This window comes from Natrinema sp. 1APR25-10V2 (assembly GCF_031626495.1).
GTDB lineage: Archaea > Halobacteriota > Halobacteria > Halobacteriales > Natrialbaceae > Natrinema.
In genome coordinates, this window is record NZ_JAMQOJ010000009.1 from 89,505 (window position 1) to 104,287 (window position 14,783).

Genomic DNA, 14,783 nt, shown 5'->3' on the forward strand with positions numbered 1-14,783 from the left:
CTTCATCCAGGTGTCGCGGAGGGCTTCGATCACAGAATCCGGTTAAGTGCCTCCGATATCGAGTGGACTCTGACGATATGGAGCCCCGAAACAGCTACTTCTGTCGGTTCGTCTGCCGGGATGACCAGCACCTGTGCATCGAGTGCTCGTGCTGCACGGGCTTTCGTCTCGATCTCCCCAACGGGAAGCAACGCTCCCTCGTCGTCGACGATTCCCGTGATGAGCGTCTCCGGTGTGAGTGACTGCTGGCGGAGGCTGGCGACGAGGGTGACCGTGAGTCCTGCTTCCCAACTCTTCCCGCGAAGCGCGAGCACACTGTCCGTGGGAGAATCGAACGTGACGTGCGTCGCCGTTCCGGCAAGCGAGCTGTCGGTGAGCCGCGTGGCCGTCGCAATCGCTTCACGGAGCGCGAGCTGGAGATCGTGGCGGACTTCGATCCCATTCAGGTTCACGAACAACTCGCCCTCTCCGTCCGTGAACTCGAATGTCACCGGGACCATGAGGCCGCTATCGGAGCCGTCGACTGCTGGGAGATAGTACCGTGTTGTTTCGGGAAGTGTGGCCCCACCAGCGAGTGTCGCCAGCGACTGAAATCCCTCCCCCGCTCGCGTGAGACCGAAAACCGCACCGGCACCCCCAACGCTCCCCAGGCCGAGTCCGGCAAGAAACGCCCGACGCGACAGAACTCTCTCTTCAATCCGGCCGATTACGTCGTGCTCCCTATCAGCCGACCGAGAGACGGAAGCAGGTTCGTCGGGTGGCATAGCAGTATGGTGAGCGGCTACGGTTAGTATTCGTGTGAGTGAGTAACATGTGGAGGGTAATAAAAGCTCTTTGCAGTGCGGGCTTCGAACGGGTACGCCTATTTTGACTGCACTCTCACGTATGAAACGGTCGTTGTCACCCATGCCGTCACACTACCGGTCACTGGTGGGATTGACTGTCGTAAGTAGCGTCGTGACCGGTATCGGAGTGTGGAGTGCCTCTCAGTTCGAACTCGCCCTACTTCAGATGACGACCGCGGCCACGTGGACACTTCTGGTCGGGCTCATCGAGGAGGCGTTCGTCCGTCTCATCCCCCTTATACTCGTTTTCTACGGCTGGAGCTACTGGCAAGGCCAACTCCTCTCGAAAACCGAGGGACTACTCGCAACCGTGGCCTCCGGTCTGACGGTCGCCTTCCTCGAACTGTTGCTCAAACTCGAATACCTGTCACGTCTCGAGGCGACAGCCCAGTTCGACTCGCTCGTGCTCCCGCTGCTGTTCGTTCACCTGCCGTTCGCACTCCTTGCCGGACGGTTCGCGTACGCGCTCGGCGAGCGGATTCACGGTACCGACGAGATCGGCTTCCCGTCGCTCTCGCGACGAACTCTAGCGGTACTCATTCTTGGATATCTCGGCCTCGCGGTACTCCATATCGGGTACAACCTACTCGTACGGTAGGAGGAGACGCGCTGCTGAAAAACTTCCAGGAGTGATTAGTGGTCGTCGCCGAGGGCTGTCCGACTCATCCCGTTCAGTTCTTCGAGCTTCTCGCGGACCCGATCGGGCTTGTCGGCCGGCGGATCCTCGAGGGCGACCTGCTCGTGAGGATCCGGTTCACCGACGATGACACTCCCGATCATCCCGAGGCTCTCGTGGGGCGTGCAGTAGTAGTGGTAGACCCCCTCGGTTTCGAACGTGTGTTCGAACGTTGCCCCCTGTTCAGAGACGATGCCACTGTCCCAAGACGCCGCTCCGTCGGGAACGAGCTGGGGCTGGTCGTTGTCGGAGTGGTACGCGGTCGTCGAGTGACTCCCGCTCTCGTTGTGCCAGGTCACGGTCCCACCGACGTTCACCCGCACGACGTGAGGCTCGAAGTGGTAGCCCCCGTCTTGGGTGAGCATATTCACCTCGGCCGTATCGGATGGCGCCCCGACCGCTTCGTCGTGACTATCCTCGTCGTCACTGTGACCAGATTCCGTAGAGGTCTCGTCGTGGCCACTCTCAGTCGGTGATCCGTTTGCCGCCCCGTCGTCGTTGTTCTGTGTCCCGGTGCAACCGGCGAGGCCAACGACTGCCGCACCGCCAGTCAGCTGGAGCATCCGTCGACGCGTGAGTGAGTCGGTCATGACATCGGCCACCTTACATTTGAACATACACACTCGGGGGATATAGTTCGGAAAGCAGATTTGCTGGGTCAGCAAATCGGCGTTTCTTTATATACCCGTTCACAACAACACGGACTGTGAGTGAGGAGCGAGACATCTCGGGGGTCCTCGAAATCCTTGACGACGACTACGCACGCGCCATCCTCGAGGCGACTCGCCGAAAACAGATGTCTGCGAAGGAACTCAGCGAAGTGTGCGATATGTCTGTCTCGACGGTTTCCAGACGGGTCAACACATTACTGGAGTATGACCTGCTTATCGAGCGAACACATGTCGATCCAGACGGTCACCACTACAGCGAATATGAGGCCCGACTCAAACGCGTCGACATCCAACTCCTCGAGACTGGCTTCGACGTTCGCATCGAACTCCGTGAAGACGCCGCCGACCGCTTTACGCGTATCTGGGACACAATGAGGAACGAATAACTATGCACCCTGGACTCATCGTCGCAAAGCTCGTTACAATGGTTCTGGGATTCCTGATCGCCTATCAGGCCTATCGAGGATATCGGCGTAGTAACAGCCAATCTATGCTGTACCTTGCGGTTGGTTTCGCCACCATCAGCTTCGGCGCGATCGTCGAAGGAATCTTGTTCGACGTGGTTGGCCTGACCTTCCGTGATGCGGGAACAGTGGCAACGGCCATCGTCGCGATTGGTATGCTCACGATCCTGTACGCTCTGTACGGACGCGACTCGAAGAAATTGGAGGAGTAAGTGAATGGTGGATACGACAACAGCTATTCTCCTAGTCGTCCGCACGCTCGTACTCGCACTCGGTATTCTGATCACGTACTACAGTTTCGAGGCGTATCGACGAACGGGGACGTACTATATGCGAAACGCTGCAATTGGCTTTGGAATCATCACACTCGGTGTGTTCATCGAAGGAGTACTGTTCGAGTTCGGGGGGCTCGATCTCGCTCTTGTCCACATCATCGAATCGGTCGCCATCGGTCTCGGATTCGTGGTCCTCCTCATCTCGCTTCGCCGGTAGCTCAAGTCGCGTCTATACTCCTCGAATAGTCAAAACCGGCTCATCCGAGTTCCAGAGAACCCGTTCGGTCACACTCCCGATGAGGCGTCGCGAAAGACCGGATCGTCCATGTGTTCCCATCACGATGAGATCGGTCTCGTGTTGATCGCAGTATTCCCCTATTGCCTGATGAGGAACGCCGTGGGTGATCTCAGCAGCAACTGAAATACCGTCGGCAGCTGCCCGGGACTGGACATCTTCTACGACAGCCTCTCCGTTTTGCTCCAGTACTTGTTGCAGTTCGTCCCACGTCCATCCCGGACGAGACGCGTAGGCACCTCTATCCACAACGTAGAGAGCATGAAGTGTTGCATCGTACGTCCGAGCCAAATCAAGAGCGTGCGTGACTGCCTCTCGTGCGGGCTTACTCCCGTCAGTCGGGACGAGAATATTCTCAAAGCCTCCCTGGATCTCGGATTCTGATAGCTCCTGCTTCGCTTTGACACTGAGCACGGGGATATCGACAGTACGGACGATTCGGGTCGTTACACTGCCGAGCAGGACTCGGTCGAGGCCAGTATTTCCCCGTGTCCCCATACAAATCAGGTCGATCCCGGTGTCGGTGATGTAGGAGCGAATTTCTCGCGCAGGAATGCCACGGCGAACCTCAGTTACCGCTTCGAGGCCACGTTCTGCGGCTCGAGTTGCGATCTGCTGGGTGGCGGCATCGCCAGCGTCATACCACGTGTCCGGTAGCGTCTCCAGGTCGGGTTCCAACGCGGTCAGTTCCAGCCTCCGTTCGATCGGCGAACTGTCGACGACGTGGAGGGCGTGGACGGTTGCGTCGTATCGGCGAGCGAGGTCAAGTCCACACTGGATTGAAGGCTCGACGTTATCGCTTCCATCGGTCGGGATGAGGATATCGGTGTACATAGTTGGATGTGTGCGTTGATGTTGCTACGGACTCTCGCCCCTCGGTTTTGGCGGCTCATGTGCTGTCGACTCGATGCGTTCCTTGAAGAAGACGAGCTCCTTGTTGGTGTGATCGTAGAGCTTGGCCTTCCCGTCGAGAACGGTGGTGAAGAGCCGTTTTAGCAACCGGCCCCGATGGTTGTTCGGGAAGTCCATCCAGACGGCGTGTGACATCCGGGTTCCATCCTCGGTCTCTTCGAGCCGAATCGTACCACCTTCGGGGATTCGAACGGTGACAAGCCCACGAAGAACCGGATAGTACGCTGTCCCAGTCCAGACCGCCACGTGTGGATGATCGATGTACTGGAAGCGGCCGTGCAGGTCGGCGTACATCCCAGCGACTTCTTCCGCTTGGTGAAATGTCGCACCCTCGCGCGGACGATTATCAGGTGTGTCGTACTCGAGTCCGTAGTGTTCTTCGGGGTTCGATGCCGTCCAGTGGACGGGGTCTGTTACGTACTCCCAGATTTCTTTGGGCGAGGCGTCGATGACGATTTCCGCTTTGTCGGTGACGTACATGGCTTGATTCCTCGATTCAGCGCGCAAAGGCGTTGTACAGCCATGCGAATGCGTACATCACGACGAAGCTGATCACCGCTGCTTCGACCATGCCAGCCACCGTCCCGACGACGGTCGGCTCGAAGAACAGGTGCCACTGTTCCATCGCCTCGACTGCCCCCTCGTAGACGCCGACCGCTCCGAAGACACCGAGGAGGAGCATCACGATGGCAGAGACGACTGCTGCTGCGCCCGCCAGTGCCAGCGCATCGAGGTGCGTCACACTGGTCGTGGATTCAGGTTCGTACGTGTCCTGATGAGTGGTCGTCGTGCTCATGACTAGAGATACGCTCCTCTCATTCAAGCGGGTTCCTCTTACAATTCGAAAGGGAGAGTCGCTCTGTCAACACTGCACGGGACTATGGCGCGAGAAACAGCGGTACTACGCTCACTTCTGTGAGACCTCTCTACGAAAGAACAAGCAACAATCAGCGAACCGGATCAGTGGCGCACAGTAACTGTTGAGCGCGAACGCAGTCCTCGAACGGTTAACCACAGCTAATAACACGGAGTACCTTCGAATCCAAGAATTACCCCACCGGACTACCACCGTTTCTTAAGAGCAACTAACAAAACAGATGACTGTGATGGTTTAGATATGCAAGCCGCCCTCGTCGACGGAATTCTCGAGTCGCTACGGATCGGCGTCGGGTTCCTCTGGATGGCAACTTGGGCGATCATCATGGGGCTCGTCATCACGAGCCTCGTCCAAGTCTACGTCTCGAAAGAGCGAATGGCCAAAGTACTCGGAGAGGGAGACCTGAGGGGCCTCACGAAGGCAACAGTGTTCGGCGCCGCGAGTAGTGGCTGTAGCTTCGGCGCCGTCGCCATCAGTAAGGGCCTGTTCAAGAAGGGGGCCCACGCGGTGAACTTTCTGGCATTCATGTTCGCCTCGACGAACCTGATCGTCGAACTTGGGCTGATGATCCTCATCCTCCTCGGGTGGGAGTTTTTGGTTGCCGAACTCCTTGGCGGCGTCATTCTCATCGCCGTGATGGCAATGCTCGTCCATCTGACGCTCCCCGAGAACCTGTTTGAGCAAGTCCGGCAGGAACTGAATCAACGCGACCGCGACCAAGGGATCACTGAGGACCCGACCTGCGGAATGGAAGGCAAAGACGAGTACTCGCTGGTGACTGACGGGGGCGAGACGCTGAAGTTCTGCTCGAGGGGCTGTATGGAGACATACCAGCAGGAAGTCGCCAGTAGTGGCGGGTGGCGCGACGAACTGCTCTCGTGGGGCGGGTGGTACAAAATCGGGAATCAGTATCGCAAGGAGTGGTCGATGATCTGGAAGGACGTCATCGCGGGCTTTCTCATTTCAGGGTTCGTCATCGTCTTCGTCCCCCAGCGGGTGTGGAACACCCTGTTCATCCAGGGAGACGGACTACTCGTCAGCGCCGAGAACGCCATCATGGGTGTGGCAATTGCCGTCATAAGCTTCGTCGGGAGCATCGGCAACGTCCCGTTCGCCGTCGCGTTGTGGGGCGGCGGTGTCAGCTTCGCCGGTGTCATCGCGTTCGTCTACGCCGATCTCATCACGATTCCGGTCCTGAACGTCTACCGGAAGTACTACGGCTGGAAGGTCATGTTGTACATCCTCGGCGTCTTCTTCGTGACGATGGCCTTCACCGGCTTCCTCATGGAGCAACTGTTCGCGGCGCTCGACATTATCCCGAATCTCGCTGGGGGTCAGACGGCGTCCGAACAGAAGTACTTCGAGGTCAACTACACCTTCTACCTCAACATCATCGCGTTCGCGCTCTCGGGATTCCTCCTGTACGTCTACCGACGTGGCCTTGGTGCCCCGGGCCAGTACCGCGACCCGGTCTGTGGAATGCGGACCGACGATAGCGGGCCAAGTCTCACCCATGACGGCGAGACGTACTACTTCTGCTCGAAGCGGTGCAAACGCTCGTTCGAGAACCATCCCAACGAGTTCGCACAGCATCACCCAGGGGTTGCAGGGGCAGAGTCTTCACAGAGCCATGAGCATCACTGAGCACCGCGTCTCGACTCCGAAGAGCGTGCGCGGCGTCTAGGGTCCTGCAAGCCCAATCACAACTGGTACAGCGATGTCTGGCCAATTCACATGCATGAACGAATATCAGAGCAACTCGAGGTGGGATGGATGAATCGACGGCGAGCCGATGCAATCGTCGGTCTCATCGTCACTGCCGTCGTTATCATCGGTGGAGCACTCAGCTGGCAAGCGTACCAGCAACAGCAGGCGTTCGAGCAGATGGGATCGATGATGGGGACCTCAATGGGAGCAGTTCACGGAACGAACCCACTTTGGTACGTCCTCGGAACCATCCTCGTCTCGGTTGTCATCGGCGGAGGGTATCTGATGATTCGCGACGACGTCACCAGCACGGAAGCGGTCGATCGGCAAGGGAGCGATGTCTCGGATCAAATCGACCAGGAACGCTCTGAATTCGAATCCCAACCGTCGACCAACACCGCTCAACCAAGTGACGGCATCAATCCAGAAACACAGCCTCGGGCCCGCGTACTGGACCTGTTGCCGGACGACGAACGCCGCATCCTCGAACCGGTCCTCTCCTCGCCGGGCATCACGCAAATCGAACTCCGGGATCGGTCGGACTTCTCGAAGAGCAAGGTGAGCCAGACGGTCAGTGCACTCGAAAAGCGTGGCCTGCTATACCGCGAACGTCAGGGGCGGACATACCGGATCTATCCGAGTGACGACCTGAAGCAGACGCAGAGCTAGCATCTGCTAGCGCCTGTCGAACCGTTTTGTAGCTGGATATCGTATCCTCTCGCATGTGTAACCGCCACGTCGCTCACATGATTGCGGACTACGAGGCGGCGAGGCTCGACGAAGACGAGGAGGAGACCAACAGGTCCGAGTCTCGCGATGCGGAACAGACGACAGGGAATCAGTCCGGATTGCTGGTAACTCTCAGAAGCCGCCTCGCTCGGTAATCACTGGCCAAGTCGATCTCACTCGCTGTCTCGAAGACTGGGATAGGGTTCTACCCGTTTGAAGCCGACGACTTCTGATTAGAAAGAATAACTGCAATCAATCAGGCCAGCCTAACTCGTTGTATGGGAGCGGATGCCCTCCATCCTGATGGGTTCGACGACAGTGGCGGAGATGAATCGCGCTACCAGCCGTTGCCCTCCTCGATCGCACAAATGACGGCGATAGGTGTGTACGCACTCGTCGCTGGCGTCCTCCTCATGGGTCTGTCCTTTCTCACGAATCCGGTTCCAGATCCCTCCTTCCCGTGGGCGACGCTCCCCGAGTCGTTCAGAGTCGCCTACACCCAGCCGCGGATCGAGCACTGGCCGGTCACCTACACCGTCGGCCTGTGGCTCGTCGTCTTCACGCTTCCGCTCGGGTTGATGAACGCTTACCACCGCTACGGGTCACGGTTCTTGTTTCGACCGAGTACGTGGCTCGCAGCACTGCCCGTGACGGTGATGCTCGCGTTCACCACCTACTGCCGGTTCTTCTGGCCCAAGCTCCAGCCGCCGACGTGGAACGCCCCCTCGTACACGCTCGTCTGCTGGGGCTACTGCTCGACATACGACCCGATCTGGAGTAATCTCGCCTACGCTGTCGCCATCTTTGGTGCGGGTGGCACCTACCTCGCCTATCGGGAGTCGTCGTACGCGAAGCACGCGCTCGCGACGTTCGGGATTCTCGCGTTCCCGCTGGGCCTCCCCGCCGTGTACGACGCCTATCGGCGTCACGCACGTGTCTGAGACGAGTGACCCGGGGCCGGGTTTCGATGTCGATGCGGCCCGTCCAGACAACGTCGCTAATCAGCGGCCTGTGCCTGTCCGCTTGACTGGCTCTGCCCCATCTCATCGGGGTTCTTCATTCCCTCCTTAACGCCTACGTGGACCAGCGCGGCGTTGACCGGGAACGCGAAGACGAACCCGACCGACGACCAGCGTCCAGACGCCTTTCATCAGCGATGGCAACTCCTGATTCCGCTCGCGGATTTCCCACCAGAGGGTGCCCACGGACGCGACGACAAATAGCGCCCAGACGCCCATTGCGAGCGGGTCCGAAAGAATCGGTTTCATGACGTGGCGAACCGGTGCGAGCGCGTGTTCGATCTGTGTGAGGAGTCCTTGGAGTTGCATAGTCTACGGAATAGCTGAACTAATTCGAGGCTATGCGGTATCGTCTGCTCCTCGACGGATCGCTACATGATCTAGTTGGGGAAGATAACTTTCTGCAGTTGTGGTTAACATTCCAAAGTTGGTCGGATCACCGATCTCGGCACTCATCGGTTGCAGCAGTTCGGAGCGTGCCAATCCACTCCCCGGACGAATTCGGTAGAGATGAACGGTTCTATTTCTGGGAAACGATTAGAGCGCCCTATACACGTTCTCGGACGTTCTCCTGCGTGGATTCACACCCATCGAGATAACTCCCGAGCGGTCCTACGAGTAACCGAGGAGAAAGACAATGACCAACTTCAAACTCGGCGGCTGGCTGCTCGTGGCGCTCGCGATCATCGGACTCGCGTTCGCCGCCCCCGTAGTCAGCGCACACGGCACCGACACGGCTGCTGACGACGCGCCCACTGACAACGCTACCGCTGATGACTGGGCGGCCTGGATGGAGGCGCAGATAACCGAGCACATGGGCCCTGGTAGCGTCGAGTGGATGGAATCGCACATGGGTGTGACCGTCGACGAGATGGCTCAGGACATGGCTAACGACGACTACAACGGCGGGATGTACGGGCAGGGCCACTGCTGATAGGCCCTGACCGTTTCGATCGCTTCGACCGAATACCGAAACTCACCACCAATTCACAATCATGACGAAACCCACCACTCACCTCGGACGCACTGCTCGTCGACTCGCGCTACTCTCCGTCCCACTGCTGGTCGCAGCGACTGGAACAGCTGCTGCCCACGGCGGCGGCATGATGGGCGGACTCGGCGGCTTCGGGATGCTCGGAGGCGGAATGTTCCTCTGGCCGTTGCTCCTGATCGGACTCGTCCTGCTCCTCATGTACGGGACTAACCGCGAGGAATCGGCCTCTGGGCCGGATACTGCACTCGCCGAACTCCGCGAGCGCTACGCGCGGGGTGAACTCTCGGACGAGGAGTTCGAGAACCGACGATCCTCGCTCACCCAGTGAGTATCAACACCCTCCGTTCATGTACCCTTCCACGTCGTCCACATACATTCGTATTGCCGGCTGGCACCTTCGGGGGTGCTACAGCGACCACGAGAGAGTGGACCCGAATGACGGGGCGATTTGCTGGGTCAGCAAACGGACCTGGCCGGTTATGCATCGTGCAATCGTCCATAGTATTGTGGAGAGAAGGAACGAGCACACAAAATGTTGAAAACGCAACTGAGCTAACCTGACGACAAGAACTCTCCGACTCCGTCGGGGACGACTCAAGCGATCTGAACAGAACTCGGCGTGCGTCGACTCCAGTCACGGACTGACTCGAAACGCGCGTCACGACAAAACCAACCACCACAATGAACGACTCACAACACAATATCCAAATCGACTCACGAGAGCAACGCAGACAGGCTGCCGAACGCCGACGACTCCGCGCATTCACCGCCTCAGAAGCATCTGGCGGTGCTGGATTGACCGAAGCGGAAGCAACGAAGCTCATCGCGAGCTTGGAACGCAAAAACACCCAATAGACCAATGACGTATACCATCACCACAACGATTGATGCACAGTTCGACGATGTCGTAACCGCAGTCACGACCGCACTACAGGACGAAGGCTTCGGCATCCTCTGTGACATCAACGTCAAAACGACCCTGAAGGAAAAGCTCGATGTCGACGTAGACCAATACCGGATTCTCGGGGCGTGTAACCCTCCACTCGCCCACGAAGGCCTCGCCGAAGAGCCGGAATTGGGGGCCCTGCTCCCGTGTAACGTCATCGTCTACGAGACGGATGCCGGTGACGTCGTCGTGAGCGCCGTCGACCCCCAGCAACTGGTCGGCATCACGGAGAATCCAGACCTCGACGAGATCGCGGTCGACGTCCACGAACGATTCGAGCGTGTCATCGCAACGATCTCAGACGAGTTGGGAACGGTGCCGGAGGAGGAGTGACGATGTCTTCGTCGAATCAACTCGACACCACGACTATCGTGCTCCTGATCCTCGGGGCGATCATCGTCCTCCCGTTGCTCACCATGGGGATGGGGTTCGGTGGCATGATGGGCTACGGCGGGATGATGGGCTACGGCGGGACCACCAGTGGGTGGTGGCCGTTCGTCGGGATGCTCGTCCCACTCATCTTCCTCCTCATCCTCCTTGGCGGTGGCTACCTCGTCTTCCGACGTGCGAATGAAAGCCAGACGTCTCGAAACCCCGCGATGGAAGAACTCCGCACGGCGTACGCTCGCGGCGACCTCACCGACGAAGAGTTCGAATCCCGCCGCGAGAAACTCGAACGGTCGGGGTAAACCCAACGAGTACACACCGCGATTCGGATACCACAAGCCCGTGTACTCGATTTTGTTCCTCAGGCTCCGTCCTATCACACCTGTGCGAGCGTGTCTTCGAATCAAAGAAATGGGGGGCTCTCAGCTTACGGTTCTGAATAGTAATGTGGTTAAGTTACAATACCGTAGTATACAATGTGACCGAAGTAATCCTCTTCACCCAAGAGACGTGCGGAGCATGCGCAACACAGAGGGAGAAAAACGACGGCCTCAAGGACAAGTATCCGGACGTGGAATTCAAAGAGGTCGACATTCAGACGGACCTCGAAACAGCCGAAGAATACGGCGTCCGAAAGACGCCGACGACACTCGTCTACGCGAACGGAGAGCAAACCGCCGAGTTCATCGGCATCGTCGACCGGAACGACCTCGAGTCAGCCATCGAGCGCGCGACCCAGCAATCGTCTGGATTCGTCCAGCGCCTCGTCGATGTGGTGCGAAAATAACGACCAACAGACCGATTCAAACCACATGACGAACTATAACCGACGTCAGTTCCTGGGAGTACTCGGTTCCGGCGCAGTCGCCGGTGTAGGGATCTCTCAGCCAGCGAGCGCACAGGAGACGCCCGTCGTGAAGATGGGCAACAACTACTTCGACCCGATCGGACTCCACGTCGAACCCGGCACGACCGTTCGCTTCGAGCTTGCGGCCGGAGCCCACTCGGCGACCGCCTACGAGAATCGGATTCCATCCGACGCCAGCGCATTCGACAGTGGAACCATCTCGTCGGGAAGCTTCGAGTACACGTTCGAAGAGCCAGGCACATACGACTACTACTGCATCCCGCACAAGTCGGTCGGGATGGTCGGCCGCATCGTCGTTGGCAGCCCCGGCGGTCCGGCCGAAGAGAGCTCAATCCCCAACGGCGAGGTCCCCGATAGCGAGACGATCGTCCAGAACGGCGCCGTAGCCATCGGCTCGGACGTCGAGGGAAGCGGGAGTGCCGATGGCGGCATGATGGGGCCCGGCGGCATGATGGGTGGCTCGAGGGGCGGGTGGGGCGGCGTCCCGTTCGTCGGCGGAGCACTCGGAATGCTGGGCCTGGTCGGCGGACTCCTCTACTGGGCACTCGGACGAGGTGATGTACCTCACGAGAGTGACGGTTCCGCGATGGAAACCCTCCAACGCCGTTACGCACGAGGCGAGATCGACGAAGAAGAGTTCCAGAAGCGTCGTGAGCGGTTGGAGACTGGGGAAGAAGACGCGTCCCAGTAAGGCGCAGTGTCGTCGGACATTTCTACGGGTGTTGGGTCACTCGCTCGGGAGCCTGTTGAGAGCCTATTCCTACGCCAAGGTACTCCTCTACTGACAGCAAGTCCGACGGTTCCAGGCCAAACGCGTCGAGATCGTTGTGGTCCGCCACGTTGGACATCTCCAGCGCTTTCGCCTGGTCGATCCCGAATGGAATCGAGGGAATTGGGTCAAGCGCATACAGACCGATCTCTGCGAGTCGCATCGGCACGGAGAGTATCCTGACCGACTTTCCTTCTGCGCGATAGAGCATTTGTGTGACCTCGCCGAACGTCAGGACCTCTGGCCCACCGAGGTCGTAGGTCTTGCCGACGTGCTCGTCGTCTTCGAGTGCGTCCGCGGTGATTCGAGCCATATCCTCGACCCAGATTGGCTGGAACGTTGGGTATCTGCCACCGTCGGGGAGGACCGTCACGTAGGGAGTGGTGTAGTTCTTGATGAACGCGAATGTCTCGCTGCCCTCACCGAAGATGAACGATGGGCGGAGGACCACCCAGTCGAGATCGGAGTACTGGACGACCATGTCACCTATCCCTTGCGTTCGCCAGTAGGCGACTGGACTATCCATATCTGCGCCCAGCGAACTCATCTCGACGTAGCGGTCGAGACCGTGTTCGCTCGCGGCATGCGCGGCATTCATCGCTCCGCCAATACAGACGGTATCGTGGAACGTCCCTGGACGTGGCTGGTGAAGCGGCGGGAGCGCCGCGAGGTTCACGGCGGCGTCTTTCCCTTCGAACGCCTCCTCAATCGAATCGTAGTCGGTCACGTCGCCGGTCGTCGTTTTGACCTCCTCGGGCAATACCTCGGGATCGGGTGAGCGCGAGAGCGAGGTCACTGCGTGCCCGCGCTTGACGAGTTCTGCACACAGGTAGCGCCCGACGAACCCATCACCGCCTACTACCAGTGTTTCCATACCACGGACTACGCCACGAGTGCCTGTAAATCCACAGTACCGTCCAGGATGACTGCGACCAATAGAGACCGTGGGGTTAGATAAACGTGTATTCGGCGATATCGTCCCAGGTCCCGTATCGATCACGTATCGAACCACGCGGGATGCTGACGATAACGAGGATGGTACCGACAGCAACGCCGTTCCATGTGGCTAGCGTTGGGGCACCGGCGAGAATCCACGGTGCTACGACGATCCAGATGCCGAGGGGGACGTTGACGAAGCGGACGACGCGGGCTGGTTCTCCCATCGCAATCACGGAGAACGTCACGACGAGTGCGCCGACGAGCTGACTGCTGTTTGCGGCCCCACCGGTGGTCCCGAAAATCGCAGGTGACGCCATTAACCAGAGCCCGAGTCCCGTGGCGACAATGAGATACCACGGAATCGACATCCCCCAGAACATCGACCAGAACGAGGCGGCGTCGGACCTCGTCTCCCCGTCCACGCCCGCTTCCGACTCGGGGAACGTCCCGCCCATCCAAAAGGCGCGCCACAGCGACTCGCCTTCCTGAGTTCGCCGGTAAAGGAACTGTCCCATCGCTACGACCTCGTCGACAGTGAACGCGATCATGAACAGCATAGCCAGCGCTGAGAGGAGACAGAGCGTACACCACGAGCCGACGGCCAGTGGCTGAAGGATGATGAGCATGATACTCACGAAGCCCAGCGGGATGACGACGATGCCGAAGAACGTGACCATCCACGGCATCGTCCGCCACCGGCGCTTGTCGCCCATGAACCCCATGAGGACCTCGACCGCGTAGGCAACGGCTCCGAGACCGGCGTCCGAGATCGGGAACATCTTCGAGACATCGGAGGTGAGCACGTTCACCGTTCCCTGACCGAAGAATGGCTCGAAGACAAAGTCGGTGTAGCCGAGCTGGAAAGCCGCCATGTGTGTCGAGAAGAAGAATCCGATGAGTCCGGCGACGATGATCGGCGCCCGCTGGGCCGCTGTCGAGGGATTGTACGTCCAGCCACGCGGGACGCCGGGACCGGACATCTCCATTCGCATCACAACGAGTACCGAGAACGTGATGACGAAGACGCCGACGAGCGTGTTGTTCAGGTAGGCGGCACTCGTCGGTGCCCAGAGGATCAGCGGTGCGAACAGTAACCAGAGGCCGACGAATCCGTTGGCGTAGTTCGCCCACCCGTTCCGAAGAACGAGTACAGTGGCGGCGAGGACGATCAGGAGCGTCCCGCTGGCGATGTCGCTAACGGTCATAATGACGCTCTCGTACCCGAAGGTGAACGGGCTCGCAATGAGCCAGAGGCCGAGAATGACGATGGGATACTGCGGCCACAGCTCCATCGTCGGGTGCTCGAGCATCATGGTCCCCGGCTCTTGGGACTCGTGCCCGTGATCGGCCATCCCGCCGGACGAAGCGCCGTGGTGTTCACTCATAAGGTCTCGACCGGTAGTGTCTCTT

The 14,783-nt window shown here is 59.0% G+C and carries 22 protein-coding genes; 14 read left to right on the plus strand and 8 right to left on the minus strand.

What is annotated here, in order from left to right; genetic code table 11:
• Nucleotides 1-29 precede the first annotated feature (29 nt).
• Nucleotides 30-764: a hypothetical protein gene (locus NDO75_RS24655; protein ID WP_310909283.1), complete on the minus strand. Its 735-nt coding sequence runs from the start codon at nucleotides 762-764 to the stop codon at nucleotides 30-32.
• A 247-nt stretch (nucleotides 765-1,011) separates the two neighbouring features.
• Between NDO75_RS24655 and NDO75_RS24660 the strand changes: the two genes are divergently transcribed.
• On the plus strand, nucleotides 1,012-1,443 hold the full coding sequence (locus tag NDO75_RS24660) for a hypothetical protein (RefSeq protein WP_310909284.1): 432 nt from the start codon (nucleotides 1,012-1,014) through the stop codon (nucleotides 1,441-1,443).
• A 35-nt stretch (nucleotides 1,444-1,478) separates the two neighbouring features.
• Here NDO75_RS24660 and NDO75_RS24665 read toward each other — a convergent pair whose 3' ends face one another.
• Entirely contained in the window at nucleotides 1,479-2,111 is a 633-nt protein-coding gene (locus NDO75_RS24665) for a plastocyanin/azurin family copper-binding protein (RefSeq protein WP_310909285.1), read from the minus strand.
• A 116-nt stretch (nucleotides 2,112-2,227) separates the two neighbouring features.
• Here NDO75_RS24665 and NDO75_RS24670 point away from each other — a divergent pair, with 116 nt between their 5' ends.
• The 3 genes from NDO75_RS24670 to NDO75_RS24680 are packed head-to-tail and all read left to right on the plus strand — an operon-like array spanning nucleotide 2,228 to nucleotide 3,148.
• Nucleotides 2,228-2,578 (plus strand): helix-turn-helix domain-containing protein, encoded by a 351-nt coding sequence (locus NDO75_RS24670; protein WP_310909286.1) that lies wholly within the window; start codon nucleotides 2,228-2,230, stop codon nucleotides 2,576-2,578.
• 2 nt (nucleotides 2,579-2,580) lie between these two features.
• The gene (locus NDO75_RS24675) at nucleotides 2,581-2,868 is read left to right on the plus strand and encodes a hypothetical protein (RefSeq protein WP_310909287.1); all 288 of its coding nucleotides are present in this window, start codon (nucleotides 2,581-2,583) and stop codon (nucleotides 2,866-2,868) included.
• A 4-nt stretch (nucleotides 2,869-2,872) separates the two neighbouring features.
• A complete protein-coding gene (locus tag NDO75_RS24680; RefSeq protein WP_310909288.1) occupies nucleotides 2,873-3,148 on the plus strand; it encodes a hypothetical protein in 276 nt (91 codons plus the stop codon).
• Between the two features lie 12 nt (nucleotides 3,149-3,160).
• Here the strand turns inward: NDO75_RS24680 and NDO75_RS24685 are convergent, their stop codons facing one another.
• Genes NDO75_RS24685 through NDO75_RS24695 form a run of 3 tightly spaced genes read right to left on the minus strand, consistent with a single transcriptional unit; the run spans nucleotide 3,161 to nucleotide 4,934 of the window.
• Nucleotides 3,161-4,060 carry a universal stress protein gene (locus tag NDO75_RS24685; protein ID WP_310909289.1) on the minus strand — a complete coding sequence of 300 codons (900 nt, stop codon included), beginning with the start codon at nucleotides 4,058-4,060 and terminating at the stop codon, nucleotides 3,161-3,163.
• 24 nt (nucleotides 4,061-4,084) lie between these two features.
• The gene (locus NDO75_RS24690; RefSeq protein ID WP_310909290.1) at nucleotides 4,085-4,618 is read right to left on the minus strand and encodes an SRPBCC family protein; all 534 of its coding nucleotides are present in this window, start codon (nucleotides 4,616-4,618) and stop codon (nucleotides 4,085-4,087) included.
• 16 nt (nucleotides 4,619-4,634) lie between these two features.
• Nucleotides 4,635-4,934: a hypothetical protein gene (locus tag NDO75_RS24695; protein ID WP_310909291.1), complete on the minus strand. Its 300-nt coding sequence runs from the start codon at nucleotides 4,932-4,934 to the stop codon at nucleotides 4,635-4,637.
• 321 nt (nucleotides 4,935-5,255) lie between these two features.
• Between NDO75_RS24695 and NDO75_RS24700 the strand changes: the two genes are divergently transcribed.
• The 4 genes from NDO75_RS24700 to NDO75_RS24715 all read left to right on the plus strand — a co-directional run bounded on the left by NDO75_RS24700 (nucleotide 5,256) and on the right by NDO75_RS24715 (nucleotide 8,392).
• Nucleotides 5,256-6,659 (plus strand): permease, encoded by a 1,404-nt coding sequence (locus NDO75_RS24700; RefSeq protein WP_310909292.1) that lies wholly within the window; start codon nucleotides 5,256-5,258, stop codon nucleotides 6,657-6,659.
• Nucleotides 6,660-6,788: 129 nt separating this feature from the next.
• Complete coding sequence (locus NDO75_RS24705; protein ID WP_310909293.1) at nucleotides 6,789-7,391, plus strand: MarR family transcriptional regulator; 603 nt, start codon at nucleotides 6,789-6,791, stop codon at nucleotides 7,389-7,391.
• A gap of 53 nt (nucleotides 7,392-7,444) precedes the next feature.
• The gene (locus NDO75_RS24710) at nucleotides 7,445-7,606 is read left to right on the plus strand and encodes a hypothetical protein (RefSeq protein WP_310909294.1); all 162 of its coding nucleotides are present in this window, start codon (nucleotides 7,445-7,447) and stop codon (nucleotides 7,604-7,606) included.
• 123 nt (nucleotides 7,607-7,729) lie between these two features.
• Nucleotides 7,730-8,392 carry a hypothetical protein gene (locus NDO75_RS24715; RefSeq protein ID WP_310909295.1) on the plus strand — a complete coding sequence of 221 codons (663 nt, stop codon included), beginning with the start codon at nucleotides 7,730-7,732 and terminating at the stop codon, nucleotides 8,390-8,392.
• 126 nt (nucleotides 8,393-8,518) lie between these two features.
• Here NDO75_RS24715 and NDO75_RS24720 read toward each other — a convergent pair whose 3' ends face one another.
• Nucleotides 8,519-8,779: a hypothetical protein gene (locus NDO75_RS24720; protein WP_310909296.1), complete on the minus strand. Its 261-nt coding sequence runs from the start codon at nucleotides 8,777-8,779 to the stop codon at nucleotides 8,519-8,521.
• A gap of 328 nt (nucleotides 8,780-9,107) precedes the next feature.
• On the opposite strand from NDO75_RS24720, the gene NDO75_RS24725 reads away from it, so the two are divergent.
• From NDO75_RS24725 to NDO75_RS24750, 6 genes are all read left to right on the plus strand, one after another.
• Nucleotides 9,108-9,404: a hypothetical protein gene (locus NDO75_RS24725; RefSeq protein ID WP_310909297.1), complete on the plus strand. Its 297-nt coding sequence runs from the start codon at nucleotides 9,108-9,110 to the stop codon at nucleotides 9,402-9,404.
• Nucleotides 9,405-9,465: 61 nt separating this feature from the next.
• Complete coding sequence (locus NDO75_RS24730; protein WP_310909298.1) at nucleotides 9,466-9,792, plus strand: SHOCT domain-containing protein; 327 nt, start codon at nucleotides 9,466-9,468, stop codon at nucleotides 9,790-9,792.
• A 531-nt stretch (nucleotides 9,793-10,323) separates the two neighbouring features.
• The gene (locus tag NDO75_RS24735) at nucleotides 10,324-10,743 is read left to right on the plus strand and encodes a DUF302 domain-containing protein (protein WP_310909299.1); all 420 of its coding nucleotides are present in this window, start codon (nucleotides 10,324-10,326) and stop codon (nucleotides 10,741-10,743) included.
• Between the two features lie 2 nt (nucleotides 10,744-10,745).
• Entirely contained in the window at nucleotides 10,746-11,099 is a 354-nt protein-coding gene (locus tag NDO75_RS24740) for an SHOCT domain-containing protein (RefSeq protein ID WP_255198967.1), read from the plus strand.
• A 176-nt stretch (nucleotides 11,100-11,275) separates the two neighbouring features.
• Entirely contained in the window at nucleotides 11,276-11,584 is a 309-nt protein-coding gene (locus NDO75_RS24745) for a thioredoxin family protein (protein WP_310909300.1), read from the plus strand.
• 25 nt (nucleotides 11,585-11,609) lie between these two features.
• On the plus strand, nucleotides 11,610-12,356 hold the full coding sequence (locus tag NDO75_RS24750; protein ID WP_310909301.1) for a plastocyanin/azurin family copper-binding protein: 747 nt from the start codon (nucleotides 11,610-11,612) through the stop codon (nucleotides 12,354-12,356).
• A 22-nt stretch (nucleotides 12,357-12,378) separates the two neighbouring features.
• On the opposite strand, the gene NDO75_RS24755 is transcribed toward NDO75_RS24750, so the two are convergent.
• The gene (locus tag NDO75_RS24755; protein ID WP_310909302.1) at nucleotides 12,379-13,308 is read right to left on the minus strand and encodes a complex I NDUFA9 subunit family protein; all 930 of its coding nucleotides are present in this window, start codon (nucleotides 13,306-13,308) and stop codon (nucleotides 12,379-12,381) included.
• Between the two features lie 76 nt (nucleotides 13,309-13,384).
• Nucleotides 13,385-14,758: a vitamin K epoxide reductase family protein gene (locus tag NDO75_RS24760; RefSeq protein WP_310909303.1), complete on the minus strand. Its 1,374-nt coding sequence runs from the start codon at nucleotides 14,756-14,758 to the stop codon at nucleotides 13,385-13,387.
• Nucleotides 14,759-14,783 lie beyond the last annotated feature (25 nt).